The 26,066-nt window shown below is 65.5% G+C and carries 28 protein-coding genes; 26 read left to right on the top strand and 2 right to left on the bottom strand.

Annotated elements, in window-relative coordinates; translation table 11 throughout:
- Positions 1 to 92 precede the first annotated feature (92 nt).
- The 12 genes from rpsP (at position 93) to F8O06_RS08995 (ending at position 8,948) form a co-directional block, all read left to right on the top strand.
- Positions 93 to 509 (top strand): 30S ribosomal protein S16, encoded by a 417-nt coding sequence (rpsP, locus tag F8O06_RS09050; protein WP_158031018.1) that lies wholly within the window; start codon positions 93 to 95, stop codon positions 507 to 509.
- A gap of 2 nt (positions 510 to 511) precedes the next feature.
- On the top strand, positions 512 to 748 hold the full coding sequence (locus F8O06_RS09045) for an RNA-binding protein (RefSeq protein WP_158038296.1): 237 nt from the start codon (positions 512 to 514) through the stop codon (positions 746 to 748).
- A gap of 3 nt (positions 749 to 751) precedes the next feature.
- On the top strand, positions 752 to 1,462 hold the full coding sequence (gene rimM / locus F8O06_RS09040) for a ribosome maturation factor RimM (protein WP_158038295.1): 711 nt from the start codon (positions 752 to 754) through the stop codon (positions 1,460 to 1,462).
- A 20-nt stretch (positions 1,463 to 1,482) separates the two neighbouring features.
- Complete coding sequence (trmD, locus tag F8O06_RS09035) at positions 1,483 to 2,166, top strand: tRNA (guanosine(37)-N1)-methyltransferase TrmD (protein WP_158038392.1); 684 nt, start codon at positions 1,483 to 1,485, stop codon at positions 2,164 to 2,166.
- Positions 2,167 to 2,395: 229 nt separating this feature from the next.
- A complete protein-coding gene (gene rplS / locus F8O06_RS09030) occupies positions 2,396 to 2,740 on the top strand; it encodes a 50S ribosomal protein L19 (RefSeq protein WP_158031021.1) in 345 nt (114 codons plus the stop codon).
- Positions 2,741 to 2,853: 113 nt separating this feature from the next.
- Positions 2,854 to 3,609: a signal peptidase I gene (gene lepB, locus F8O06_RS09025; protein WP_225733452.1), complete on the top strand. Its 756-nt coding sequence runs from the start codon at positions 2,854 to 2,856 to the stop codon at positions 3,607 to 3,609.
- Positions 3,609 to 4,289 carry a ribonuclease HII gene (locus F8O06_RS09020; protein WP_158038294.1) on the top strand — a complete coding sequence of 227 codons (681 nt, stop codon included), beginning with the start codon at positions 3,609 to 3,611 and terminating at the stop codon, positions 4,287 to 4,289. Before lepB ends, F8O06_RS09020 begins: the two co-directional genes overlap by 1 nt.
- A 13-nt stretch (positions 4,290 to 4,302) precedes the next feature.
- Positions 4,303 to 4,629 carry a DUF2469 family protein gene (locus F8O06_RS09015; RefSeq protein ID WP_158031023.1) on the top strand — a complete coding sequence of 109 codons (327 nt, stop codon included), beginning with the start codon at positions 4,303 to 4,305 and terminating at the stop codon, positions 4,627 to 4,629.
- Positions 4,630 to 4,788: 159 nt separating this feature from the next.
- The gene (locus F8O06_RS09010; RefSeq protein ID WP_158038293.1) at positions 4,789 to 5,196 is read left to right on the top strand and encodes a YraN family protein; all 408 of its coding nucleotides are present in this window, start codon (positions 4,789 to 4,791) and stop codon (positions 5,194 to 5,196) included.
- Positions 5,193 to 6,776: a YifB family Mg chelatase-like AAA ATPase gene (locus F8O06_RS09005; RefSeq protein WP_158038292.1), complete on the top strand. Its 1,584-nt coding sequence runs from the start codon at positions 5,193 to 5,195 to the stop codon at positions 6,774 to 6,776. The genes F8O06_RS09010 and F8O06_RS09005 overlap by 4 nt, the downstream gene beginning before the upstream one ends.
- Positions 6,766 to 8,001 (top strand): DNA-processing protein DprA, encoded by a 1,236-nt coding sequence (gene dprA, locus F8O06_RS09000; protein WP_158038291.1) that lies wholly within the window; start codon positions 6,766 to 6,768, stop codon positions 7,999 to 8,001. Before F8O06_RS09005 ends, dprA begins: the two co-directional genes overlap by 11 nt.
- 20 nt (positions 8,002 to 8,021) lie before the next feature.
- Positions 8,022 to 8,948 carry a tyrosine recombinase XerC gene (locus tag F8O06_RS08995; RefSeq protein WP_158038290.1) on the top strand — a complete coding sequence of 309 codons (927 nt, stop codon included), beginning with the start codon at positions 8,022 to 8,024 and terminating at the stop codon, positions 8,946 to 8,948.
- Positions 8,949 to 9,047: 99 nt separating this feature from the next.
- Here F8O06_RS08995 and F8O06_RS08990 read toward each other — a convergent pair whose 3' ends face one another.
- Entirely contained in the window at positions 9,048 to 9,596 is a 549-nt protein-coding gene (locus F8O06_RS08990) for a M23 family metallopeptidase (protein WP_192496900.1), read from the bottom strand.
- Positions 9,597 to 10,007: 411 nt separating this feature from the next.
- Between F8O06_RS08990 and rpsB the strand changes: the two genes are divergently transcribed.
- The 9 genes from rpsB to F8O06_RS08945 all read left to right on the top strand — a co-directional run bounded on the left by rpsB (position 10,008) and on the right by F8O06_RS08945 (position 16,892).
- Positions 10,008 to 10,874 (top strand): 30S ribosomal protein S2, encoded by an 867-nt coding sequence (gene rpsB, locus F8O06_RS08985; RefSeq protein ID WP_158038288.1) that lies wholly within the window; start codon positions 10,008 to 10,010, stop codon positions 10,872 to 10,874.
- A 44-nt stretch (positions 10,875 to 10,918) separates the two neighbouring features.
- Entirely contained in the window at positions 10,919 to 11,746 is an 828-nt protein-coding gene (gene tsf / locus F8O06_RS08980; protein WP_158031030.1) for a translation elongation factor Ts, read from the top strand.
- A gap of 200 nt (positions 11,747 to 11,946) precedes the next feature.
- Positions 11,947 to 12,660 carry a UMP kinase gene (pyrH, locus tag F8O06_RS08975; protein WP_158038287.1) on the top strand — a complete coding sequence of 238 codons (714 nt, stop codon included), beginning with the start codon at positions 11,947 to 11,949 and terminating at the stop codon, positions 12,658 to 12,660.
- 40 nt (positions 12,661 to 12,700) lie between these two features.
- Positions 12,701 to 13,255: a ribosome recycling factor gene (gene frr, locus F8O06_RS08970; RefSeq protein WP_158038286.1), complete on the top strand. Its 555-nt coding sequence runs from the start codon at positions 12,701 to 12,703 to the stop codon at positions 13,253 to 13,255.
- Positions 13,256 to 13,283: 28 nt separating this feature from the next.
- Positions 13,284 to 14,186 (top strand): phosphatidate cytidylyltransferase, encoded by a 903-nt coding sequence (locus F8O06_RS08965; protein ID WP_192496899.1) that lies wholly within the window; start codon positions 13,284 to 13,286, stop codon positions 14,184 to 14,186.
- Between the two features lie 35 nt (positions 14,187 to 14,221).
- A complete protein-coding gene (locus tag F8O06_RS08960; protein WP_158038284.1) occupies positions 14,222 to 14,764 on the top strand; it encodes a DivIVA domain-containing protein in 543 nt (180 codons plus the stop codon).
- Positions 14,765 to 14,849: 85 nt separating this feature from the next.
- Positions 14,850 to 15,491 (top strand): transglycosylase family protein, encoded by a 642-nt coding sequence (locus tag F8O06_RS12515; RefSeq protein WP_318655868.1) that lies wholly within the window; start codon positions 14,850 to 14,852, stop codon positions 15,489 to 15,491.
- An 8-nt stretch (positions 15,492 to 15,499) separates the two neighbouring features.
- Complete coding sequence (locus tag F8O06_RS12405; RefSeq protein WP_225733451.1) at positions 15,500 to 16,108, top strand: lytic transglycosylase domain-containing protein; 609 nt, start codon at positions 15,500 to 15,502, stop codon at positions 16,106 to 16,108.
- Positions 16,109 to 16,160: 52 nt separating this feature from the next.
- Entirely contained in the window at positions 16,161 to 16,892 is a 732-nt protein-coding gene (locus F8O06_RS08945; RefSeq protein ID WP_158038282.1) for an alpha/beta hydrolase, read from the top strand.
- 9 nt (positions 16,893 to 16,901) lie between these two features.
- On the opposite strand, the gene F8O06_RS08940 is transcribed toward F8O06_RS08945, so the two are convergent.
- Complete coding sequence (locus tag F8O06_RS08940; protein WP_192496897.1) at positions 16,902 to 18,098, bottom strand: AI-2E family transporter; 1,197 nt, start codon at positions 18,096 to 18,098, stop codon at positions 16,902 to 16,904.
- Between the two features lie 243 nt (positions 18,099 to 18,341).
- Here F8O06_RS08940 and F8O06_RS08935 point away from each other — a divergent pair, with 243 nt between their 5' ends.
- From F8O06_RS08935 to ligA, 5 genes are all read left to right on the top strand, one after another.
- Entirely contained in the window at positions 18,342 to 20,240 is a 1,899-nt protein-coding gene (locus F8O06_RS08935) for a hypothetical protein (protein ID WP_158038280.1), read from the top strand.
- 1 nt (position 20,241) lies between these two features.
- Positions 20,242 to 21,192 (top strand): tetratricopeptide repeat protein, encoded by a 951-nt coding sequence (locus F8O06_RS08930; RefSeq protein ID WP_158038279.1) that lies wholly within the window; start codon positions 20,242 to 20,244, stop codon positions 21,190 to 21,192.
- A 2-nt stretch (positions 21,193 to 21,194) separates the two neighbouring features.
- Entirely contained in the window at positions 21,195 to 22,394 is a 1,200-nt protein-coding gene (locus F8O06_RS08925; RefSeq protein WP_225733450.1) for a cysteine desulfurase family protein, read from the top strand.
- 157 nt (positions 22,395 to 22,551) lie between these two features.
- Positions 22,552 to 23,694, top strand: coding sequence for a tRNA 2-thiouridine(34) synthase MnmA (mnmA, locus tag F8O06_RS08920; protein WP_158038278.1), 1,143 nt, complete (start codon positions 22,552 to 22,554; stop codon positions 23,692 to 23,694).
- Positions 23,691 to 26,066 carry an NAD-dependent DNA ligase LigA gene (gene ligA / locus F8O06_RS08915; RefSeq protein ID WP_158038277.1) on the top strand — a complete coding sequence of 792 codons (2,376 nt, stop codon included), beginning with the start codon at positions 23,691 to 23,693 and terminating at the stop codon, positions 26,064 to 26,066. Before mnmA ends, ligA begins: the two co-directional genes overlap by 4 nt.

The following is a 26,066-nucleotide window of genomic DNA, read 5'->3' as shown; positions in this document are numbered from 1 at the left end:
TCATCTGCATGCCCTCGATCATCCAGAGCTTTCCGTCGTGAGGCCCCACACCCACGACTGGGTTCGAATCGAATCTGAATTACAGGAGCATTGTGTCTGTCAAAATCCGTCTGAAGCGCTTCGGCAAGGTCCACGCACCCGAGTTTCGCGTCGTGGTCACCGATTCACGAGCCAAGCGCGATGGTCGCGTCATCGAGGAGATCGGCCGTTACGTGCCGACCCGTCACCCTTCGCTGATCGAGATCGACTCAGATCGCGCACAGTACTGGCTTTCAGTTGGCGCACAGCCCTCTGACCAGATGTTCAAGCTGCTCACCCTGACCGGTGACTGGGCGAAGTTCAAGGGCGACAAAGACGCCAAGAGCACGGTGAAGGCACCTGAGCCCAAGGCGAAGTTCGAGCGGGACGCCAGCAAGAAGTCGGTGCTGCTGCCCAAGACCGAGAAGAAGGCCGCTCCTGCCGCAGAGGCCGCAGCCGAGCCTGCCGCTGACGCAGCCGACGAGGCGTGAGCATGCTGCAGCAGACCGTTGATCATCTGGTGCGTGGCATCGTCAGCAGCCCTGACGACGTCACCGTCGACGAGCGGCACACCGCTCGGGCAGAGGTCATCGACGTGCGTGTCGCACCCGATGACCTCGGCCGCGTGATCGGTCGTTCAGGGCGCACGGCACAGGCACTTCGCACTGTGGTCGACGCTCTGGCCGACGGCCGTCACGTGCGGGTCAACATCGTCGACACCGACGCTTAGGTCATGCTGCAGCTTCGCATCGCCCGTCTGACCAAGCCGCACGGGCTCAAAGGTGGCCTCAAGGTAGAGCTGTACACCGATGAGCCCGAGCGGCGACTGGTTCCGGGCGCCACATTCAATCTTCAGGTGCCTGCCGATTCCTCATGGCACGGCCGCACCATCACTCTGCGCGAGCTGCGCTGGTACAACACCAGCCCGGTCGCGTTCTTCGCTGAGATTCCCGATCGTACGGCGGCAGAGAGCATTGCCAAAGCCATTCTGACCATCGATCAGGATGAGACCAAGCTGCCTAATGAGGCCGATGCCTGGTATGACCATCAGCTCGTCGATCTCGTCGTCATGCGCAACGGCGAAGCCGTCGGCACGGTCTCGCGAGTCGACCACCTGCCCGGCCAGGACATCCTCGCGATTCAGACCGAGAGCGACGAGGTGCTGCTGCCCTTCGTCAAACACTTTGTGAGCGGCGTCGATCTCGACGAGCGCACCGTCACCATCACCCCGCCCGGCGGCCTGTTCGAGCCCGCCGACGACGGCGAAGACGAGGCCGACGAGGTGCCGGCTCAAGAGGTGGCGGATGTCGTGGCAGAGCTGACGGCCAAGTCTGCGCCCGGCTCAGACACGGCTGCGCCTGATGCCAAATCCGCCGAGAAGGCGCAGAGTTCCGCATCGAACGATGAGGCTGCGCCTGAAGCCGACCGCACCAACCACGTATGAGCGCCGCTGAGCCTGCGCGCCTGCGCATCGACGTCATCACGATCTTTCCCGAATACCTCGACGCGCTGAAGCTGTCGCTGGTCGGCAAATCGGTCGATCGAGGCATCATCGATCTGCGCGTGCACAGTCTGCGCGAATACACCCACGATGCGCACCGCACGGTCGACGACACTCCATATGGCGGGGGAGCGGGCATGGTCATGCGCCCCGAGCCTTGGGGTGAGGCCTTCGACGACGTGCTGGCCGACGCCGACGATCCCCTGGTGCTGTTCACCACTCCGGCCGGCGCGGTGTTCACCCAGCAGCGTGCGGTCGAGCTTTCTCACGAACGCCACATCGTCTTCTGCTGCGGCCGCTACGAAGGCATCGATCAGCGCGTCGTCGACTACGCCGCAGCGCACTGGCGCACCGGTGAGATCAGCATCGGCGACTACGTGCTCAACGGCGGCGAGGTCGCCGTGCTGGTCGTCGTCGAAGCCGTCGCCCGCCTGCTGCCCGGCGTGATCGGCAATCCCGAGTCGCTGGTCGAAGAGTCGCACAATCGCGGCCTGCTCGAGCACCCGAGCTACACGAAGCCTGCTGAATGGCGCGGCTTTGAAGTGCCCCCGGTTCTGCTCAGCGGCAACCACCGTCTCGTCGCCGAGTGGCAGCACGATCAGAGCGTGACCCGCACTCGGCGTATGAGACCCGACCTGCTGCCCTGACGGGGGCGGCTGAGCGCAGTCTTGGCGCTGGGGCTGAGACGCAGAGGCGGGCGCGGGCGGTGCATCCGGCGCAGTGCGGGCAGACGTTTGCGGCTCACCTCGGCATGTGGCAAGATGAGAGATTGTGTCATCGGCTTGTCTCTGCCGCAGGGGAGCGATCGTCGACACAATCCGAATCGTTACGTATTCACGCTCCTGACCTGCGGCAGGTGCAGAGAGCGAAGAACTCATGAGCAACACACTGGACAAAGTCGACGCAGCATCGCTGAAGAGCGACATCCCAGACTTCCGCGCCGGTGACACCGTCAAGGTGCACGTCAACATCATCGAGGGCAACCGCAGCCGTATCCAGGTGTTCCAGGGCGTCGTGCTCAAGCGCCAGGGTGCCGGTGTGCGCGAGACCTTCACCGTGCGCAAGATCTCGTTCCAGGTCGGCGTCGAGCGTACCTTCCCGGTGCACTCGCCGGTGATCGACAAGATCGAGCTCGTCTCGCGCGGCGACGTTCGTCGCGCAAAGCTGTACTACCTGCGCTCACTGCGCGGCAAGGCAGCCAAGATCCGCGAGAAGCGCTGATCCAATCACGTTCAACGGCCAGCGGATGCGTCGCAGTGCGGCGCCCGCTGGCCGTTGTCGTCATCATGCCGGTCTCGGTCGGCAAATGCAGAGAATGAGAGAGAGGCGAACCGGTGAGCGGCGAAGAGGTGCTTGACTCAGAAGAGTCGCAGACCCCGGGCGACGGGCGATCGGGCGCATCGCGCACGCTGCTCATGCTGCGCGACATCGTCGTGATCATCGTCGTAGCGCTCATACTCTCGACCCTGCTGCGCACGTTCCTGGTGCGCACGTTCTCGATTCCCTCGGGATCGATGGAGCAGACGCTGCAGGTCGGCGACCGTGTGCTGGTCAACCGACTCCAGCCGAAGCCCTTCGGCGTCTCGCGGGGCGACGTCGTGGTCTTTCAGGATCCGGGCGGCTGGCTGGCAGCCCCGTCGGCTGCGGCACAGGGCTGGAGTCTGGGCAAGGGCATCCAGGACGCTCTCACGTTCGTCGGCCTCGGTGACTCTGACAGCCACCAGTATCTAGTCAAGCGCATCATCGGCGTCGAAGGCGACCACCTGGTGTGCGAGCACGTCGGCGGGCCGTTGAGCGTCAATGGCGTGCAGCTCGACGAGTCGTCGTATCTGGCTCCGGGAAACGCCTCGTGCGCGCGCACCTTCGACGTGACCGTGCCCGCGAACTCGCTCTGGATGATGGGCGACAACCGGGGCAACTCGCGCGATTCGAGCGCACACACAGACGAACCCGGCAGAGGGATGGTCGCGGTCGATCAGGTCGTCGGTCGTGCGTTCGTAATCTCATGGCCGTCGTCGCGTTGGCAGGGCATCGACGCACACCATGAGGTGTTCTCAGACGTTCCCGATCAGTCTTCGTCGGCTGAGTGATGGCGGCGGTCGACCCCACTCTCGAACTCGAGACAAGGCTCTTCGCCGACGGTGCCACACTCGTGATCGGCTGCGACGAGGTCGGTCGCGGTGCGCTTGCCGGCCCGGTCACGGTGGGGGCGGTCGCGATATGTGCGGATGCCGGAGTCTGGCCCGCAGGTCTGCGCGACTCCAAGGCGCTCACCGACCGTCGTCGCCATGCCCTGGTCGAGCCGATTCGGGAGTGGGCGGCCGGTTGGACGGTTGCCTCTGTCGATAACACTCGCATCGACGGCGACGGCATCGTGACCTGTCTGCGCGAGGCGGCGTCGAGCGCCGTCGGTGCGCTGCTGGCGGAGCAGCCCCGCGAGGCGCAGGCGGTGGTCATTCTTGACGGCTCGTCTGACTGGCTGACCGCAGGGCTGCAGGCACCGTGCCAGGTGCGTGTGGTGATTCGAGCCAAAGCTGACCGCGACTGCGCGTCCGTGGCGGCCGCGAGCGTGCTCGCCAAGGTCGATCGCGATGACCGCATGGCGGTGTACGCCGAGCAGTACCCCCAGTATTCATGGCAGACCAATCGCGGCTACGGCAGCGCCGTGCACATGGCTGCGATCGCCGAGCACGGACCATCTGTGCTGCACCGCATGACTTGGCTGCACCAGCCTGGCAGCAGAGGCGACAAGAGCAAGAAGGGCAGCTAGAGTGAGAGACGATATGGATCCTCAGGATTTCGACGACTACGAGCGCGAGGCAGAGCTCTCGCTCTACCGCGAGTACCGCGACGTCGTGCACATGTTCAAGTACGTGGTCGAGACCGAACGGCGCTTCTACCTGGCAAATGACGTCAAGCTTGAGCGGCGCGAGGTCGGGCCAGACTTCTACATCGAGCTGAATCTGACCGACGTCTGGGTCTGGGACATCTACCGTTCCGATCGCTTCGCCAAACAGGTGCGGGTGCTCACGTACAAAGATGTGAACGTGGAGGAGCTTGCCGCTCATGATCTTGAGCTGCCGAGCGAACTCTCGCTCGACGAACAGTGATCTCAGTTTTCTGAACGTCTTTCGAGTGCTCACATGGGCACAGCGCCCGACGTTCTGACGCGTCGACGCTCTCTGCACAGCCTGGTGTGCCGCTGGGATCTCTGCACAGTGCCGTGATGGCTCTGGCCGGGGTGATCGCCGCATGCCGAGACTGGTGGCATGACAGCACGCGAGACCACCGAAGGCGCAGCGAAACGACCGGGCACGGCCACCGACTCCCGTCTGTCGCTCGGCAGACGGGGTGAGTCACTCGCTGCGCAGTTTCTGACCGATCTGGGCTACACGATCGTCGACCGCAACTGGCGATCCGGCCGTGCGGGAGAGATCGACATCATCGCTCGTGACGGTGATGCGCTCGCCTTCATCGAGGTGAAGACGCGTTCCGGAGACCAGCACGGCACCCCGTTCGAAGCGATCGACGCCCGCAAGATGCGTCAGCTGCGCACTCTGGTCGGGCGCTGGCTGCAGAGCAACGAGGCATGGCCCGGGCCGGTGCGCATCGACGCCATCGGCGTGCGGATGCGCCGAGACGGTCTGCATCTGGAGCATCGACGAGGTGTGCGATGACCCTCGGCATGTGCAGAGCGGTCTCGCTGACCGGCATCGAAGGCAGCCTCATTGACATCGAGGCCGACGTGAGCGCGGGACTTCCCGCGACCCGCATCGTCGGCCTGGCCGACACCGCCGTCGCACAGGCAGAGCACCGGGTGCGTGTCGCATTGGGCAATACCGGCCAGCCGTATCCGGATACCCGGCTGACCGTCAACCTGGTGCCGGCCGGTGCGCCCAAACATGGCACCGCCTTTGATGCGGCGATCGCCGTGGCGGTCTTGATCGCGCAGGGCATCGTACCCCCGCATCCCTCGCGCGACACCGTGGTGCTCGGCGAGCTGACTCTCGAAGGCCGCATCCGTCCGATTCCCGGGGTGCTGCCGGCACTGCTGGGCGCCGTGCGAGGCGGCGTGACGAAAGCGGTCGTACCGCGCGAGAACCTACCCGAGGCGCGATTCGTCGACGACATCCATGTCGTGGGCGTCGACGATCTGATCGAGCTGATTCGGCTCTTGGGTGCCCAGCCGCACCCACGAGACCGGCCGCCTGCGCCCCCGTCAGGGAGATCGCGACGCGGCGAGTCTGCTGACGAGGCTGATGAGCTGACCACCTCGAACGCCGAGCGTGTGCACACGCCACCCGACCTCAGCGAGATCGTGGGTCAGCATGATGCCGTCGAAGCGCTGATCGTCGCTGCGACCGGCAGGCATCATCTGATGCTCACCGGCAGCCCGGGAGCAGGCAAGTCGATGCTGGCGAACAGTCTGGCGACGCTGCTGCCCCCGCTGAGCAGGCGCGAGCAGCTCGAGGTGACCGCCGTGCGCTCACTCACTTCGAGAACCGGCGTGTGCGAACTGCCGACTCAGCCGCCGTTCGAGGCGCCGCATCACAGCCTCACCATGGCCGGCCTGATCGGGGGAGGCAGCTCACTCAGGCCTGGGCTGGTGTCACTGAGCGCTCACGGAGTGCTTTTTCTCGACGAGGCGCCCGAGTTCCGAACCCATGTGCTCGACTCTCTGCGGCAATGTCTCGAGACGGGCACGCTGACGCTGCACCGGGCCGGGATCGTGGGTCGCCTGCCGGCCGACTTTCAGCTGGTGATGGCGGCGAACCCCTGCCCGTGTGGGTATGCCACCGAGCCAGAGAACACGTGCACCTGCACGCCGTCTCAGCGCAGACGGTATCTGGCCAGGCTGAGCGGCCCGCTGCTCGATCGAGTCGATCTCAGAGTCGGCGTCGGTCGGGTGCGCAGCCACCGCGCTCTGATCGACGACGCCGAGACGCTGACCAGCGCGCAGGCTCGGGTGCAGGTCGAGCGTGCCAGAGCGGCGAGTGCCGAGCGGCTTCGGCCGTTCGGGCACGAGCTGAACAGTCAGGTGTCGGGCGAGACGCTCCGCGGTCGACTGCGGCTCGCGCCACAGGCGACGGCGACGCTCGACCGGGCACTCGATCTCGGCACCATCACGCTGCGCGGATATTTCCGGCTGCTACGCATCGCCTGGACGCTCTGCGATCTCGCCGGCGATCGGTCACCCGACAGCGAGCACATAGCCAGGGCGATGTCGTGGCGGGGAGGAGGAGAACATGATCGGTAACCGGTCACTCGTCGACATCATGGCCGACGTGCATGGGCTCACGTCGTCAGAAACAGCAGCGGTGACGGCCCAGCTGCACGCGCTGCACGAGTCGGGTCGTGCAGAGTCGATCGAACCGGCCCTGGCTGCGGCCTGGTGGTCATCCCTGATCGAGCCGGGAGACGGCGTCGCCGGGAGTCTGGTGCGTCAGCACGGGGCGGTCGATGCGCTGCGTCAGGTCGTCGTCGACATCCGAGCGCAGCATGACTCGAGCCGACCCGGCGCGCAGACTTCGCAGTATCGAGAAGCGCTGCAGCGTTGGAGCCCTCGGCTTGGCGACCGCAGATTTCTCGACTCGCTCTCTTCGGCGGCGAGTCTGCATGCGACGCTGCTGATTCCAGGCGACGCGTCGTGGCCCGCACGGTTCTCAGATCTCGCCGAACACGCGCCGATGTGTCTGTGGGCGCTTGGCCGGCCGGCGCTGCTGACCCGGCCTCGCACGATTTCGATCGTCGGTGCACGATCGGCCAGCAGCTACGGGTTGGAAGCCTGCGCCGAAATCGTGCAGGGGTGTGTGCGACACGGCTTCAGCATGGTCTCAGGCGGCGCCTACGGCATCGATCGGCAGGCGCACCGCGCGGCGCTCAGCCTGCAGGGCGACACTGTGGCGGTGCTCGCCGGGGGCATCGATCGACTGTACCCGGCCGGCAACGAAGAGCTGCTGCGCGAGATCGCCGATCGCGGCTGTCTGATCGCCGAGCAGGCTCCGGGCACTCCGCCGACTCGGTGGAGGTTTCTGCAGCGCAACAGAGTGATCGCTGCGCTCGGAGCGATGACAGTGGTGGTCGAGGCCGGTCGCAGGTCTGGGGCGATCAACACGGTCCATCATGCGGCACAGCTGGGGCGCCATGTCGCAGCCGTGCCGGGGTCGATCTTCTCTGCGATGTCCGCAGGAACGAATCACCTCATCCGCGACGGCCTCGCCTCGCTGGTGACTGGAGCCGACGACTGTCTGACGATGCTCACTGCTCAGCCCGAGCTTGAGATGGCGCAGGTACAGACCGACGGTCTGCGCCCTGAACTGGTGCGTGTGCATGACGCGCTGCACCCGAGACAGGCGCTGGACGTCTTGGGCATCGCACAGCTCTCCGGCATGCCGCTGACGACCGTGAGATCGTGTCTGAACGAGCTGGAGCTGCTGCAGCTGGCCTGCCATCGTGGCGGCGGCGCGTGGCTGCGCGGCTGACCGCGTGGCATTCTGGTGGCATGACTGCTGAGATCTCTGTCGCCGCGGCGATTGACCGCTACCTGAGCGAACTCCGGGTGGTCAGAGGTCTTTCAGCGAACACGGTGAAGGCCTATGGCAACGACTTGAAAGACCTCGCTGCCGATCTCACCGACACGCGGGTGACCCTTATCGGCCAGTTGCGCCTCGATCACCTCAGAGACTGGCTGTGGCACAGTTCGCAGCGCGGTCTCGCCGAGACGAGCCTGGCGCGACGATCCACCGTCGCACGATCGTTCGGGCGCTGGGCGTTCGAACAGGGCATCGTCGACACCGACCCCGCCGCTCGGCTCCAGGTGCCGAAGACCGGTCGCACCCTGCCGGTCGTCCACAGCCGCCAGACGATGCGGGCGCTGCTCGACCATGCCCACGAGGCGGCGGCATCCGGTGACCTGGTGAAAGTACGCGATTGGGCCATGCTCGAAGTGCTCTATGCCTCTGCACTGCGCGTCTCCGAGCTGGTCGGCCTCACCCTAGACGACATCGACCGCGACAACCGGCTGATCACCGTCGTCGGCAAGGGAGACAAGCAGCGTGTCGTACCGATCGGTGACATCGCGCTCGCGGCGATCGACCACTACCTTGAGACGGCGCGAGGTGCACTCTTAGCGCGCGCAGCGCATCCTGATGCGGGGCATCATCTCTTTCTCGGCGCGCGAGGCGGCCAGATCAACGCACGCACGGTGCACGGCGTCGTCACACAGGCACTCACAGCGGTCGGTGCGCGCAATGCCGGCCCGCACTCGTTTCGTCATACCGCTGCGACGCACATGCTCGACGGGGGAGCCGACCTGCGCGCCGTGCAGACCTTGCTCGGGCACTCGAGCATCGGCACGACGCAGATCTACACGCACGTGTCTGTCGAGCAGCTCGCCTCGTCGTACCTGCAGGCGCATCCCCGCGCCTGATCGCAGCCAGATCCATCGCAGCCGGCCCATCGACGCCATGCTCGTCGCAGTCGAAGTGCTCGGAACGAAGCCGAGCGAGACGGTGATGCGACCCGAAGGTCATGGCAGCGGCAGCAGCACCGACGGGTCGGATCCTTCAATCAGCAGAAGGGGAGAGTAGTAGTCATCCACGTGACGGGCTCCGAGGTGCAGGCACCCGACACAGTGACCTCCTGAGGCGACGTGCCCGATGACCTGTCCCCGTACGACGTGGTCGCCCTGCGCCACAGCGGGCAGCACCGGCTCGTGACTCGAACGCCAGGAATGGTCGTGCGTGACCGTTACGACCGGGCGATCGACCACCTGGCCGGCGAACGACACCGTACCGTCGTCGACGGCGAGCACCTCGGTGCCTTCGGCTGCGGCGACGTCGATGCCGCGATGGCCCGCTCCGTATGGATGCGGTGGTGCGCGAAATGGGTTGACCACTGTTCTCGGAGCCGGCAGAGGCCATGACCAGCACGGCAGATCGCTGCAGGGAGTGTGTGCGGGAATCGCTGCACCAGGCCGCAGATCGGCGGCTGCCGGCGTCGAAAGGACGACGCCGACGGTGAACAGCAGGCACAGCGTCATAAGCGTGCCGCGACGACCAGCAGAGCGCAGGCGCATCGACGAGTTTCGAAGGGTTCGGCGAAGCGAGGAACGTCTTCGAAGAAGGGCTCGGCCGTGTGTGCTCGCTTCTGTCTTCATAGAGCGATTCAAACGCTGCTGGCTCAGGCGAAGAAGCACTCCAGCCACCGCTGTGCAGAACGGGAGAGCGCGGCGACAGATGTGCGTACTCGCACGGGCAGGTCGCGTCACGAGGACGCGCTCGCGGGGCAGGCGCGGAAAGGCACGGTCGTGGGCTATGATTGTCGACAGCAGTAGAGCAATCTGCTGACTTCGCGTGCTCGCACAGATGACACAGCCTCAACGGTCCACTTCGGTGGTGAGGTGAGTCATGAGCACCAGGGGCCACCAACCCGGTGACCGCTCAACCGCAAGAGGCGTGTGAACACACGCAGAACAGGAGACACGGCAATGGCCGTCGTTACCATCCGCCAGCTGCTCGACAGCGGCGTGCACTTCGGGCACCAGACCCGCCGCTGGAACCCGAAAGTCAAGCGCTTCATCTTCACCGAGCGCTCGGGCATCTACATCATCGACCTGCAGAAGTCGCTCGGCTATATCGACAAGGCCTACGACTTCGTGAAGCAGACGGTCGCTCACGGCGGCACGATCCTCTTCGTCGGCACCAAGAAGCAGGCCCAGGAGGCCATCGCCGAGCAGGCGACGCGCGTCGGCCAGCCGTACATCAACCACCGCTGGCTCGGTGGTCTGCTGACCAACTTCTCGACCGTGCACAAGCGCCTGCAGCGTCTGAAAGAGCTCGAAGAGATCGACTTCGACGACGTGGCCGGCTCGGGTCGCACCAAGAAAGAGCTGCTCATTCTCAAGCGTGAGAAAGACAAGCTCGAGAAGACCCTGGGCGGCATCCGCAACCTGGACAAGACGCCTTCGGCCCTCTGGATCGTCGACGCCAACAAAGAGCACCTCGCCGTGCAGGAGGCGAAGAAGCTGGGCATCCCGGTCGTCGCCATCCTCGACACCAACATCGACCCCGATGACATCGCCTACCCGATCCCGGGCAACGACGACGCAATCCGGTCGGTCTCACTGCTCACCAAGATCATCGCCGACGCTGCTGCCGCCGGTCTGGTCGCTCGTCACAGCAAAGACGAAGAGGCCGGCGAGGCCGAGCCTCTGGCCGAGTGGGAGCGCGAGCTGCTGAAGCAGGACGAGCAGAAGCCCGCCGAGGCAGCTGCTGAGAAGCCGGCTGAGGCCGCTGCTGAAAAGCAAGCTGAAGCCGCTGAGCAGCCTGCTGCTGAGACCCCTGCTGACAAGTAAGTCTTCGAGACAACCCAACGCGAGAGAGCGAGAGAAACAGGAACATGGCGAATTACACTGCCGCTGATGTGAAAGCCCTGCGCGAGCGCACCGGATCGGGCATGCTCGACTGCAAGAAGGCGCTCGACGAGGCCGAAGGCGACGTCGAGAAGGCTATCGAGCTGCTGCGCGTGAAGGGCCTGAAGGGCGTCGCGAAGCGCGAAGGTCGTACCACGACCAACGGGCTCATCGCCGCCAAGGTCGACGGGCGCCGCGCGTACCTGATCGAGCTGGCATGCGAGACCGACTTCGTGGCCAAGAACGAACGCTTCATCGAGCTTGCCGAGCAGGTGCTCGCCGCGATCGCCGAGGTCGGCGCCGCCGATCTCACCGCTGCACTTGCCGCTCCGGTCGAGGGCAAGAACGTCGAAGAGCTCATCACCGACACCAGCGCCATCATCGGCGAGAAGGTGGAGCTGCGTCGTCTGACTCAGCTCGAGGGCGAGCACTTCGCGGTCTACCTGCACCGCACGAACCCCGATCTGCCTCCGCAGCTCGGCGTGATCGTCGCGTACGACGGTGACGACAGCGAGACCGCGCACTCGATTGCGCAGCACATCTCGTTCGCCGATCCGAAGTACATGACTCGCGAAGAGGTTCCGGCTGAAGACGTCGAGAACGAGCGTCGCATCGCCGAAGAGACCTCGCGCAACGAGGGCAAGCCTGAGAAGGCTCTGCCGCGCATTGTCGAGGGACGCCTCAACGGCTTCTTCAAGACGATCGTGCTGCCCGATCAGGACTACGCACGCGATCACAAGCTGAGCATTGCTCAGGTGCTGAAGGATGCCGGGCTGACGGTCAACTCGTTCGTCCGCTTCCGCGTCGGAGCCTGACGCTTCAAGGGTGGCCCGGCCGAGTGCCGGGCCACCTTCATGTATGCCCCCGCTGACTGGTCTCGGCAGTGTGGGCATCCGCTGTCAGACAGCATCGCCGCCCTCGACGGCGGCAAAACCGGGACCGCCCCCTAGACTTACAGAGCACAGTGACGCGGCCGCCATGACCGGCGTCTCAGTATGAAGGAGCGCATGTGGTGATGGAACGACGTCGACGAGTTCTGCTGAAACTCTCTGGAGAGGCGTTCGGAGCGGGTGCTCTGGGCGTGAACCCCGACGTGGTCGGCTCCATCGCCCACCAGGTCGCCATTGCATCGCGCACCGTCGAGGTCGCGATCGTCGTCGGCGGCGGCAACTTCTTCCGTGGCGCCGAGCTGTCGCTCAGCGGCATGGAGCGTGCCCGGGCCGACTACATGGGCATGCTCGGCACCGTGATGAACGCCTTGGCCCTGCAGGACTTCTTGCAGCAGGCAGGCGTCGACACCCGAGTGCAGTCTGCGATCCAGATGACACAGGTCGCTGAGTCGTACATCCCTCTTCGTGCCATTCGTCACCTTGAGAAAGGCCGTGTCGTCGTCTTCGGCGCAGGTGCCGGTCTGCCGTATTTCTCGACCGACACCGTCTCGGCGCAGCGTGCGCTCGAGATTAAGTGCGACGAGGTGCTCTTCGCCAAGAACGGCGTTGACGGCGTCTACACCGCCGACCCCAAGACACATCCCGACGCCGAGAAGATCGAGGCGATCACCTACAACGACGCACTGGTGCGTGGTCTCAAGGTCGTAGACTCGACCGCGTTCAGCCTGTGCATGGACAACGCCATGCCGATGCGCATCTTCGGCATGGATGACCACGAGAACATCGCACGGGCCATTCAGGGTGTCGAAATCGGCACTCTGGTCAGCGCTGACGCCTGAGCGACTGCACACCCACGAGCATCGGCACAGAGGAGACATCATGATCAAAGACATCATTGACGAGACCAAGCAGCGCATGGCCAAAGCGGTCGAGGTTGCACGAGACGAGTTCGCACAGGTGCGCACAGGGCGCGCGAACCCCGCCCTCTTCGCCAGCATCCCGGTCGACTACTACGGCACGCCCACGCCGCTGCAGCAGCTCGCCTCGCTGCAGAACCCCGAGGCGCGCACTCTGATCATCACGCCGTATGACAAGTCTGCCCTGCACGAGATCGAGAAGGCGATTCGCAACGAGCCCAACCTCGGCGTGAACCCCACCAACGACGGCGATCTCATTCGCGTCGTGCTGCCCGAGCTCACCGAAGAGCGACGCAAAGAGTACGTCAAGCTGGTTCGGCAGAAGGCCGAAGAGGCGCGCGTGGTCGTGCGCAACCTGCGCCGCAAGGCGAAAGACGACTTCGACGCGCTGAAGGGCGAAGTCGGCGATGACGAGATCGCCCGCGGCGAGAAAGACCTCGAAGCTGTGACGAAGCAGCATGTCGAGCAGATCGATCAGTCACTCGAGCGCAAAGAGAACGAGCTGCTCGAGGTCTGACCTCGGAGCACAGCTGGCAGACACCACCGTGAGCACCAACAGAGACCGTCATCAGGCCCAGGCGAAGGCCTTGGTCGAACAGCTCGAGCAGGCGAACCAGCGCCTCGAGCAGAAGGCAGGGCGCAACCTGCCGTTGGCGATCGGCGTTGCTCTGCTCATCGGAGCGGTGGTCCTGGGCAGTCTGCTGCTCAGTCAGCATGCGTTCGTCGTGGTGCTCATGGTCGCGACCGGTCTCGCCGTCGCAGAGACCGCCCAAGCGCTGCTGTTTCGCTCAATCCTGGTCTCGCCATGGATGTTGGGGATCGTCGCCGGGCTCCTGCCGGGCATCGCGTTCCTCCTCGGGGGATGGGCTCTGCTGTGGGCCGGGCTCGCAGCACTGGTGCTGGCCGCCCTCTGGCAGATCGTCACCCACCGCATCCGCGGTCAGTCGCCGTGGACGGCTGTGGGCTGGTCGACTGCGCTGATCGTCTATATCGCGATGAGTCTCTCCGCCGCCGCGCTCCTGGTCACTCATCAAGGCGGCGTGAAGTGGCTGATCTGCACCCTCATCGTGGTCGTGTGCAATGACACCGGCGCCTATGCGAGCGGAGTGCTCTTCGGCCGTCACCCAATGGCACCGCGGATCAGCCCCAAGAAGACTTGGGAGGGGCAGGCCGGCGCGTTGGTGAGTTCGACCGTGGCCGCCATACTCTCGGTCTGGGTGATCGCCGGCATGCCGTGGTGGGTGGGATTGATCGTCGGACCGCTGCTGATGGTCACCGCGACCGTCGGCGACCTCGTCGAATCGTCGCTGAAACGCTGGCTGGGCATCAAAGACATGAGTCGGTGGATCCCCGGCCACGGGGGGTTCATGGACCGCCTGGACGCGATCATTCCGTCTATGCCGATGGCCCTTCTGCTCTTTCTGCTCTTCGCCACGCTTGCCGCCTGAACGCACTTTTGCGTTGTCTTTGGCAGAATGGGGCTGTGACGACTGTTTTCGAGCGAGTACCCAAAGGCAAGCGCGGCTATGACATCGACCAGGTTGACGATCTGCTCGAACGGGCCCGAGCGGCATACGATTCCGGCAGCGCAGATGTGACTTCTGACACGGTTCGAGCCACCGCCTTCGACGTGGTCAAAGACGGCTATGAGCCGGCTCAGGTCGACGCGGCTCTCGACAGACTCGAAGACGCGTTCGCTCAGCGAGAGCGCGACGAGGCACACGCGGCGATGGGCGACGAGGCATGGCAGGACCAAGCGCGGGAGCAGGCTCGAGTCGTCGTAGACAGGATGCTGCGGCCCGAAGGCCATCGGTTCCGTCGCGTCGGTGTCTTCGGAGTCGGATACTCGCGTAAGCAGGTCGATCAGCTCGCCGACCGCATCGTGGCGTATTTTCGGATCGGCACACCTCTCGAGGTCTCAGAGGTGAGAGACGCGGTCTTCGCGCGACAGGGCAACGGCTATGACGAACGCCAGGTTGATGCCGTGCTCGATCGCACTGTCGAGATCATGCTGGCCATTCTCTGAGCTGCCGCTGAGACAGGGCTGTGGGCAGAGTGCTGACGTTGGACGGTACAGAACAGACACGCTAGGGTGGAAATGTATGGTTTCTTTGAAGACTTCCTCAACGCTCATCGCCGGTGCCGTGGCTTTCGCCTTGGTGAGTTCCGGTGCACACAGTGCGGTCACCGATTCCGCCCATGCCTCGACCGTGAACGTCGAGGCGCACGGCGCTGCAGGTGAGCAGAGCGTGGTCCAGGCGAATCTGCCGCAGATCGCCGGTAACCTGCAGCGTCAGGCGTTCGCCGGTTCTGTTCCTGTAGCGCAGGTGACGACGTCGAACATCGACACACCTCAGCAGGTCGTTGCGGCCGAGACCCGTGTGGTCACACCGCCTCCTGTGGCACAGCCGGAGGCCGACAGCACGGATGACAGTTCGGACGCAAACGCTGCGAAGAAGCAGCGCGACGCACAGCCGAAGAGTGCCCCCGCCGCTGCGACGCCGAGTGACGGCAGCGTCTGGGATCGCATGGCGCAGTGCGAGTCAGGCGGCCGCTGGAACATCAACACCGGAAATGGCTACTATGGCGGTCTGCAGTTCTCAAAGCAGACGTGGCAGGCCTCGGGTGGCACTAAGTACGCGCCGACAGCTGACGGCGCCACTCGCGAACAGCAGATCGAGATCGCATCTGGCCTGCAGGCTCGAGCTGGTTGGGGCCAGTGGGGTTGCAGCTCCAAGATTGGCGCACGCTAATGGCAGCCGTGAGCGCATTCATCCGCACCGCATCCGTCGGGGCAGCGGGGGCACTGATGTTCGTTGCAGCCGGTGGGGTCAACACCGCATATGCCGACGAAGTGTCCTCGATCACTGAGACCGCGTCGCAGGAATCCAACACAGCCATCGACACCCAGAGCGTCCAGGCGGCGGTCGCGGTCATTTCGATGCAGTCCGACCTGGTGAAGGCCGAGACACCGGCGCCACCGGCACCGGTCCCAGCCGACACTGCCGCTGCGGCGAGTGACGCTGCGGCGAGTGATGCTGCATCGACGCCTGTGGCCACACCGAACCCGACTGGCGCCCAGGCTGAGGCTTGGGCCCAGGTTCAGGCGCGTGGCTGGGGAGCAGACCAGTTCGTCTGCCTTGTGAGCCTCTGGCAGAAAGAGTCCGGATGGCGTGTCAACGCCACGAACAGCAGCTCGGGAGCCTACGGCATTCCACAGTCGCTGCCGGGCAGCAAGATGGCATCGGCTGGCGCCGACTGGCAGACCAACCCGGCAACACAGATCGAATGGGGGCTGGGCTACATCGCCGGTCGCTACAGCACTCCCTGCGGCGCATGGGGTCACTCGCAGTCGGTCGGCTGGTACTGATACCCGATTTGCCGTTTGTCGGTCGTCCGGCTGACCAGAACGAGGTGCTCCCATGAGCGACATGCAGAAGATCCGCGCCAATACCGAGCTGCCACGACGTTCCGAAGAGATCACGCTGCAGACCGACGACGGTCTCACCCTGGTCGGGGAGCTCTCACTCCCGGCTCATCGCGATCCAGCGGCGACGCTGGTGACGTTTCACCCTCTGCCCACTCAGGGCGGTTTCATGGACTCGCACATCCTGCGCAAGGCCGCTTGGCGGCTGCCTGCAATGGCTGACATCGCCGTGCTGCGATTCAACACCCGCGGAACGTCGAGCCCTCGTGGAACCAGCGAGGGCACGTTCGGCGATGGAATCACCGAGCGGTACGACGTCGCAGCCGCCATGCGATTCGCCGAGCAGCGAGGGCTCCCGCACATCTGGCAGCTGGGGTGGTCGTTCGGCACCGAACTGCTGCTCAAGTACGGTCTGGACTATCCCGCAGACGGCACCATCCTGCTCTCACCGCCGCTGCACCGCACGACTGCATCCGAACTCGCTCGCTGGCACGGCGCCGGCCGGCGGCTCATCGCGGTCATTCCAGAGAACGACGACTTTCTGCGCCCGCCCGAGGCTCGAGAACGGTTCAGCGTCGTGCCCGAGACCGAACTGATCGTGATTCCCGACGGCCGACATCTCTGGATCGGTGAGAAGCAGACTCGGGAGGTGCTGACAGTGATCGTGCGCGCGATGCGTCCGAGCGCGCTCCCGCTGCCGACCGAATGGCCGACGCCCAGCGAGTGAGCGACGCGGTCAGCGCTTGTTCTGCCGCGGCACCCAGAGCTCCTGCACCAACAGGATGACGGATGCTGCCACCGGAATCGACAGCAGCGCCCCGAAGACTCCGAGCAGCGTGCCGCCGAGCAGTGCGGCGATCACCACGATCACGCCCGGAATCGGTACGGCTCGGTTCACGATGTGCGGCGTGAGCACATATGCCTCGAACTGCATGTAGATCAGGTAGTAGATCATGATGAAGAGCGCCGGCCAGAGGTTCACGTTCTCTGGATTCGCCAATACCTGAGTCACGACCGTCATCAGCGTGGTCAGCGTCGCCGCAGTCAGCGAGCCGACCAGCGGCAGCAGGGCGAACAGAAAGATCACGACGGCGAGCACCTCGCGGAAGCGCACCTGGAGTATCGACATCGCGATGTACGCGCAGACCGCGTTGATCAGTGCGATGATCGTCTGCGACATCACATACTTGCCGACGTTGTCGAAGATGCGGTCGCTGAGGCGAGTGAAGCGGCTGCGACGAGAAGCCGGCAGCAGTGAGATGAGCCCCCGTTTCAGGCCCTGCAATGACACCATGAAATAGAGCGTGAGCACGACGATGATGACCGTCGCCGCGATGAAGTTGGCCAGGCCGGTTCCCACCGTCACGAGCCCACCGGCGACCTGCAGCATGTTCTGCGGGTCTGAGGCGAAGCGCTGTGCAGCATCGAGCCATCCCGCGGCAGCACCGTCGACCTGTTGGTTGATGCTCTGAAACCACTCCTGCTGAGTGAGCACGTGCACGAGCACCGGCGTGTTCTGGATGGCTTCGTCGACCTGCGTGTTGATCGCGGGGATCAGCAGGAGCACGACACCGACGACGGCCAGCACGAAGAACAGAAAGACGACCAGCACGGCGACGCCTCGTGGCATCCCGGTGCGACACAGCAGCCGGACGACCGGGTCGAGCCCGAGTGCGAGAAACAGTGCGGCGCCGATGTAGGTGATGACCATGCCGCTGGTCGCGACCATGCCCCCGAGCACCAGAGCGACGAGCACGCCGAGCGTGCCGAGAAAGGCGATGCCGAAGACGTTGTCGGTGCTGAGACGCATGGTGCGGATGCGATGGGGGCTCGGGGCGACGACATCTGTCTCGTGCGTGGCCGGCGGAGCCGTCGGCTCCGGCTTCGGCGCCTCAGTGGTCTGCGCGGCGTCCTCTGGTGTCGAAGCGCTCATCAGCCGTTCCTCTGTTCCTCGTGTTCGTGTGCCGACGCACATCTGTGCTGAAGGTCGCACAGTTCTCTGCCAAGGGTACCCGTGGTTCTCGACCGTGCGTGATCGCGCAGTGAATCGCCATCTGCGACGGGGGAGCTTCGCTCTCAGCGCATCCATAGATGATTTTCAAAGACGAACGCTATGATCTAGGGTCTTATGGGAAGAACTGGAAGGGTCTGAACTTTGCGCTTTTATACCGCCGTCGTGCTTTTCGCCATCGCGGCCCTGGCACTGATCGTCGGCTTCGGCCAGCAGACCATCTGGCGCCCGCCCGCTGAGATCGTCGAATCAGTCGATACCGCCACACAGGGCACCGCCTCTGCACCGGTCGCCGTCATCGATGGTTCAGCCCTCGCACAGCACGACGGCAAGGCCACTGTGGTCGTCACCGGCCCGCAGCGTGTCTTCGCAGCAGCCGGGCCCTCCTCCGACGTGGATGCGTGGGTCGCCGACGCATCGGTCAACCGCATCACCGCAGCGGATCGCGACCTCGGTGTGACCACCGGGGGAACAGAGCAGACTGTGCCGAACCCGGCAGGCTCCGATCTCTGGACGACCGAACAGAGCGCAGACGGCCAGCTTCGACTCGAGGTCGACTCGGTGCAGACGTCCTCGCTGCTGATCGCATCAGACGGAGAGCATCCGGCACCGACCGAGATCAGCATCAGCTGGCCGAACGTGAACCCGACGCCATGGGTGCGGCCATTGCAGATCATCGGCTATGTGCTGCTGCTCGGCGGGTTCGTGCTGCTGCTGATCGATCGCATCGCGAACCGCCGCGGCCCACGTCGCCGCACGCACCGCGGCAAACGTCTCGCTTCGGAAGACACGAAGTCGTTGAAGAGCGGCGTCGTGCCGGGCGATGACTATGAGACCGAGGCGGGCAAGGCTCCCGTCGTGCCGGCCAAGCCGTCGAACGACGGGTCCGCCGCCGCGAAGCCCTCAGACGAGAGCCGACCTGACGCTGCGGCGCCCAAACCGGGAGCCGCCTCCGGAGCGGCGAAAGACGCCACGTCGAAAGAGCCTGACACGGCAGCGAAGGGCGCCAAGAGTCGCTCCAGCCTGGGCCGCTCAAACCGAGGCAAGAGGCCGCTGCGCGGGCTCTTCGTCTTCGGCGTCGCAGGGGTGCTGGCACTGACCGGCTGCACCCAGCCGGATCAGGCATCGCCGAGCTCTGCCGGCTCCGAAGCGCCCGCAGACAACGACCAGTCCGCGACTCCCGTGCTCAAGGCGCACTTCCAGACCATCCTCGACCAGGTTGCGACGACCGCCAGCCAGGCCGATGCCGCCCTCGACCCGAACATGCTGAACGGCAGGTTCACGGGTGAGGCTCTCGCCGCACGACAGGGCTATTACGCGATCAAGTCGAAGTTCGCCGACGAACCGGCGATCGATCCGATCGTCTCGTCGCCCATGAACGTGTTCCTGCCGCAGTCCGGCAAAGACTTCCCTCGCACGGTGCTGGTCGGAGTTCAGGACGATCAGGCAGAGGGGCAGCCCAAGCGGCTGCTGCTGCTGCAGCAGGAGACAGCCCGCGACAACTACAAGCTGAAGACGGTGATCAACAATCCGATCCCGCCGATTCCTGACCTGCCCAGCGAGTTGGTCGGTTCGCAGGTGATTGCGAACGACAGCAGCGACCTCGCGATCGCCCCCGGAGTCGTCGGCGAACACTATGCAGATCTGCTGGCCAACGGCGACTCCAGCCAGTTCGCAGCACAGTTCGACATCGCCAACGACCAGTATCTGCAGCGTCGTCGTGAGAAAGTCACGCAGCAGCGCGAGAACCTCGGCCAGGACGGTCAGCTGAACGTGACCTACCCGCCGGGTGCTTCGGCCCCCGTGGCACTGACCACCGCCGACGGCGACGGTCTCGTGTTCGTCAGCGTCAATGAGACGTGGGAGGTCAAGCCCGCCAAAGAGAACGGCGTGATCAAAGACCTCACGGCAGCAGACAGCGCCGTGATCGGCTCGAACGAGACGAGTAAAGGCCTCCAGCGTGTGTACAGCACGATGCTGGTCTTCCGAGTGCCGAAAGACGCCACGCAGAAGGCGACACTGGTCGGCTACACGTGGCAGCAGGAATCAATCAAGGAGCTGTGACATGAGCGCACATGATGTGCCGAACGCTTCAGCGGGTGTGACGGGAGTTCCCGACGCACACGGAGCCATCGATTTGGGGGCGGCATCGGGCCCGAACGCGACGAATGGTGCCGCTTCGAGCAGCCCAGCCGGATCAGCAGGTGCTGTGCTGGTGACCAGGCTCGACGAGCAGACCTTCGGCGAGAGCGTTCAGCGTTCGACGCGCACACCGCTGCTGCTCGCACTCGTCTCCGGAACACCACAGGATCAGCCGCTGGTCGATACGCTCGCCGAGCTGGTTGTCGCCCAGCAAGGGCGGCTGCTGCTCGGCATCGTCGACGCACAGCAGCATCCGCAGATCGCTCAGGCTCTGCGCGTGCGCACCCTGCCGACCACGCTCGCTCTGATCGCCGGCCAGCCGGTGCCGCTCTTCGAGGGCCTCGCTGATCGCGCCCAGATCGAGCCCGTCATCTCGCAGGTGCTGCAGGTCGCCGAGCAGCAGGGGGTCACCGAGGTCGTCGAAGTTCCGAGCGACGACGACGCAGAGCCTGAAGAGCCGAAGCTGACTCCGCAGCAGGTCGCCGCCCAGCAGGCACTCGACGAGGGCCACCTTGCCGACGCCTCCCATGCGTTCCAGCGCATTCTCGACGAGTCGCCGAAAGACGAGTTCGCTCGCCACGGTCTGCTGCTGTCTCACCTGCGCGCACGTCTCGAACAGGTCGATCAGGGCACCCCCGAAGCGCAGAGCGTCGACGACGCCGAGCTCAGCAGCGCACTTGAGCAGGCAGACCGAGCATGGCTCGCCGGAGATCCCGAGAAGGCCTTCGACGTGCTGCTGCAGCCAGCCCTCTGGGCGAACCCCGACGATCGCACTCCGCTGCAGCAGCGGCTGATCGGGCTGTTCGAGCTGACCGGCAACACCGATCCTCGGGTCAACGCCGCACGCACCAGGCTCGCCAGCCTGCTGTTCTGAACGTGACCGACTCGCACGCCTCGTACCTCGACAACGCAGCAACCGCCCCGATGCTGCCCGCGGCACTCGACGCCTATGTGCATGCGGCGCAGGTGGTGGGCAACGCCTCTGCTGTGCACACCGCCGGCCAGCATTCGCGTGCGCTCGTAGAACAAGGGCGTGCTCGGGTCGCGGCGTCGCTCGGCGCCGACCCCGCCGAGATCGTCTTCACCGCCGGCGGCACCGAGTCGATCAACCAGGCGGTGAAAGGCATCTACTGGTGGCGTGACGCAGACGGGCGCCGTCCGCTCGTGGTCATTGCCGAGGCAGAACACCATGCGACTGAGGCCTCTGCACGCTGGCTTGAGCAGACGCAGGGCGCGCGGGTCAGACGCATCCCGGTCGACCGAGAGGCACGCATCGACCTGACCGTTCTGCGAGAGCTGGTCGATGCTGAGGGTGCACGCGTCGCTCTGATCAGCGTCATCGCCGCGAACAACGAGGTCGGCACGCTGCAGCCACTGGGTGAGATCGCTGAGATCGCCCGTGCACACGACATCCCCGTGCACGTCGATGCGGTGGCCGCCTACGGGCAGGTGCCTCTCGACTTCCACGAACTCGGCATCGCGGCCATGAGCGTTTCGGCGCACAAGATCGGCGGGCCCCTAGGCACTGGAGCGCTCGTGCTGCGCCGCGATGTGACGCCGGTGCCGCTGCTGCACGGGGGCGGTCAGGAACGCCGTCTGCGCAGCGGAACACTGGACACCCCGTCGATCGCCGCCTTCGGAGTCGCCGCCGAGCACGTCGTCGGCCGGCTCTCCGCCCACGCCAGCCGGCTCGCCGAGCTGCGAGACCGACTGATCCTCGGCATCCGCCGCGCAGTGCCCGAGGCGATCGTGACCGGCGCCCGTGGCGATCAGCGGCTGCCCGGCAACGTGCATGCGGTGTTTCCCGGATGCGAAGGAGACTCGCTGCTGTTTCTGCTCGATGCGGCCGGAGTGCGCGCGTCGACGGGATCGGCGTGCACCGCGGGCATACCCCAGCCGAGCCACGTGCTCGAGGCTATGGGGTTCGACGAGCAGGACTCCCGCTCGGCCCTGCGGTTCACCTTGGGCGAAGACACCGGCGAAGATGATGTGGATGCCGTGCTCGAGGTGCTGCCCGAGGTCTATCGGCGAGCGCGTCAGGCCGGCATGAGCGCGAACGCGCCCACAATCTACTGATCTCGCGAAGGCCGAGAGTGCGCGTCTCCAGGCGGATGCGATGTCGGCGCTCGCGGCTACACTGGAACGACGTCAGAGGCCTGCTGACGACACGGAACGATGTCGATCGCACGTGACCCGTGCCGGCAGGCGAATCCCAGACAACGAAGGAGCGAACATGCGGGTACTAGCGGCGATGAGCGGTGGGGTAGATTCCTCGGTCGCGGCCGCGCGCATGGTCGAAGCCGGCCACGACGTGGTCGGCGTGCATCTGGCGCTCTCACGCATGCCGGGCACGCTGCGCACCGGCTCTCGGGGGTGCTGCACCGTCGAAGACGCCACCGATGCGCAGCGGGTGTGCGCACGGCTGGGCATCCCGTTCTATGTGTGGGATTTCTCCGAGAGGTTCAAAGAAGACGTCGTCGACGACTTCATCAGCGAGTACTCGGCAGGGCGCACCCCCAACCCCTGCCTGCGCTGCAACGAGCGCATCAAGTTCGCGGCGCTGCTCGAGAAGGCGCTCGCCCTCGGCTTCGACGCGGTGTGCACGGGGCACTACGCCAAGATCGTGACAGCGGCCGACGGCGGCCGAGAGCTGCACCGTGCGGCCGCCTGGGCCAAAGACCAGTCGTATGTGCTCGGCGTGCTGACCGGCGCCCAGCTCGAGCACGCGCTGTTTCCGCTCGGCGACACTCCGTCCAAAGACCTGGTGCGTGCCGAGGCGGCCCGTCGCGGGCTCGAGACGGCGAGCAAACCCGACAGCTACGACATCTGCTTCATCTCAGACGGTGACACCGCCGGCTGGCTCGAAGACAAGGTCGGCACCGCCCCCGGCGACATCGTCGACCGCTCTGGTGAGGTGCTGGGGCATCACGAAGGTGCGCACACTTTCACGGTGGGGCAGCGTCGCGGTCTGCACATCGGCCGGCCGGCTCCCGACGGTCGCCCACGGTATGTGCTCGAGGTGCGCCCCGTCACGCATGAGGTCGTCGTGGGGCCGCATGAGGCGCTCGCCGTCTGCGAGATCGGCGGACGCCGTCAGTCGTGGGCCGGGGAGCCTCCGGTCGAGGTGCACTCTGGTCTCGACATCATGGTGCAGGTTCGTGCGCACGGCGACCCGGTTCCGGCGCGAGTGCGCATCGTCGACGGTGAGACCGTCGTCACGCTGCGCGACCCGCTGATGGGTGTCGCCCCCGGGCAGTCGGCGGTGCTGTATCTGGGCGAGCGCGTGCTGGGCCAGTTCACCATCGACCGCTCCGTCGCGGCCGATGCCGTCTCACCTGACGGTGCTCAGCTCTCCGACCAGGCACTGGCCTCATGAGCGCCCCGCTCGACGACGCGCAGATCGCCCGGCTGACTCACGAAGACGCAGCACAGCTGGTGCGCGAGCTCACTGATCGCATCCTCGAACTGCGCGACGCCTACTACGAACGCAACACCTCGCTGGTCAGCGACGAAGAGTACGACCAGCTGCAGATCGAGCTGGCCGCTGTTGAACAGCAGTTTCCCGATCTGCAGAGTCAGGATTCCCCGACGCTGACCGTGGGCGGGCGCCCCGACGGGTCGAGCTTCGCCCCAGTCACGCACGCCGAACGCATGCTGAGCCTCGACGACGTGTTCAGCATCGGCGAGCTCGACGAATGGATCATGCGCACCGAGCGGCGTCTGGCCGGGCGTGCCTTTCACTACCTGACCGAACTGAAGATCGACGGTCTCGCCATCAATCTGCGTTACGAGCACGGTCGACTGGTCAGCGCTGCCACGCGCGGCGACGGTGTCGTCGGCGAAGACGTCACCGAGAACGTACGCACGATTGATGCGGTGCCGTTCCAGCTCGCCGGCACGGGGCATCCGCCGCTGGTCGAAGTGCGCGGCGAGGTGTTCTTCCGCGTCGCCGACTTCCATGCGCTCAACGCCAGCCTGGCCGACGCCGGGAAGAAGACTTTCGCGAACCCGCGCAATGCGGCGAGCGGCTCGCTGCGGCAGAAAGACCCACGAGTCACTGCGGCCCGCCCGCTGACCGTGCTCGTGCACGGCCTCGGCGCCTGGCCCGACCCGCCTGTGGCCAGCCAGTCCGAGATCTACGACCTGTTTCGCTCGTGGGGTCTGCCGGTCTCGACGCACAACCGACTGCTCACCTCGATCGACCAGGTGCACGAGTTCATCGCGTTCAACGGGCAGCACCGTGCCGAGATCGAGCACGAGATCGACGGCGTCGTGGTCAAGGTCGACGAGCTCGCACTGCACGACGAACTTGGAGCGACCAGTCGGGCGCCGCGCTGGGCGATCGCCTACAAGTACCCGCCCGAGCAGGTGAACACGAAGCTCGTCGACATTCGTGTGGGCGTCGGACGCACCGGCCGGGTGACGCCCTATGCGGTGGTCGAAGCCGTGCACGTCGCGGGCTCGACGGTGCGTCAGGCGACGCTGCACAACCAAGAGATCGTCAAGGCCAAGGGCGTGCTGATCGGTGACACCGTGGTGCTGCGCAAGGCCGGCGATGTGATTCCCGAGATTCTCGGGCCGGTGGTGGAGCTGCGCACCGGAGATGAACGGGCCTTCGTGATGCCTGAGCACTGTCCGGAGTGCGGTGCGGTGCTGGCCCCGTCGAAGCCCGGCGAGATCGACGTACGCTGCCCGAACACGCAGTCGTGCCCGGCGCAGGTGGCGGGTCGCCTCGAGTATCTCGCATCGCGAGCCGCACTCGACATCGAAGGCCTCGGCGAAGTAGCCTCGATCGCTCTGACGCATCCGCTGGCGCCCACCGCGCCGCCGCTGACGACCGAGGCGAGACTGTTCGATCTGACGCTGGCCGATATCTTTCCGGTGCGTGTCGAGGTGACCGACCCCGAGACGGGACTGCCGAAGCAGACCGATGAAGGCGAGCCCGACATCCGAGCGCCGTTCAGACGTCAGCGTCGCAAGAGCGACGGCGAATGGGCGGGGCCTGACGAGGCGGCGTTCAGCGGCGACGAGCATTCGGTGCCCAGCGAACTCGCGCACAAGATGCTCGCGAACATCGACGAGGCCAAGACTCGGCCACTGTGGAGACTTCTCGTGGCCCTGAACATTCGCCACGTCGGGCCTGTCGCTGCCCGTGCGGTCGCGGGGCACTTCGGGTCGCTCGATGCGATCTGCGCCGCCGAGACCGATGAGCTGGCCGCAGTCGACGGCGTGGGGCCGATCATCGCCGAGGCGATTCGCGACTGGTTCACGATCGACTGGCACATCGACATCGTCGAGCGGTGGCGGGCGGCTGGCGTGCAGTGGGCGACCCCCGGGCACCCTGGGCCGCATGGGGATGCCGAGGTCGACTCCGAGGCGCCGCTGGCCGGTCGCAGCGTGGTCGTCACCGGAACCGTCCCGGGATACACCCGCGAGGAGGCCGAAGAAGCAGTGATCGCGCTCGGCGCTCGTGCGGCATCCAGTGTGTCGAAGAAGACCTATGCAGTCGTGTTCGGCAGCGGCGCGGGCAGCAAGCTCGCCAAGGCCGAGAAGCTGGGCATCCCGATGATTCCGGCTGAACGGTTCGGTGACTTTCTGCATGATCCTGCGACGGTGGTCGGCGAGATCGAGTCGGGCGGCGACACTCTGGCCTCTGACACCAGTGCGCAGCAAGGGGCTGATGGGCAGGGAGCCCATCGATCCGGTGAACGTGAGCTGACGATCCCCGCTGACAATGAGAAGAGCTGA

This window comes from Pseudoclavibacter sp. CFCC 14310, from assembly GCF_008831165.1.
Taxonomy (GTDB): domain Bacteria; phylum Actinomycetota; class Actinomycetes; order Actinomycetales; family Microbacteriaceae; genus Pseudoclavibacter_A.
This window is presented reverse-complemented; position numbering and strand designations above follow the sequence as displayed.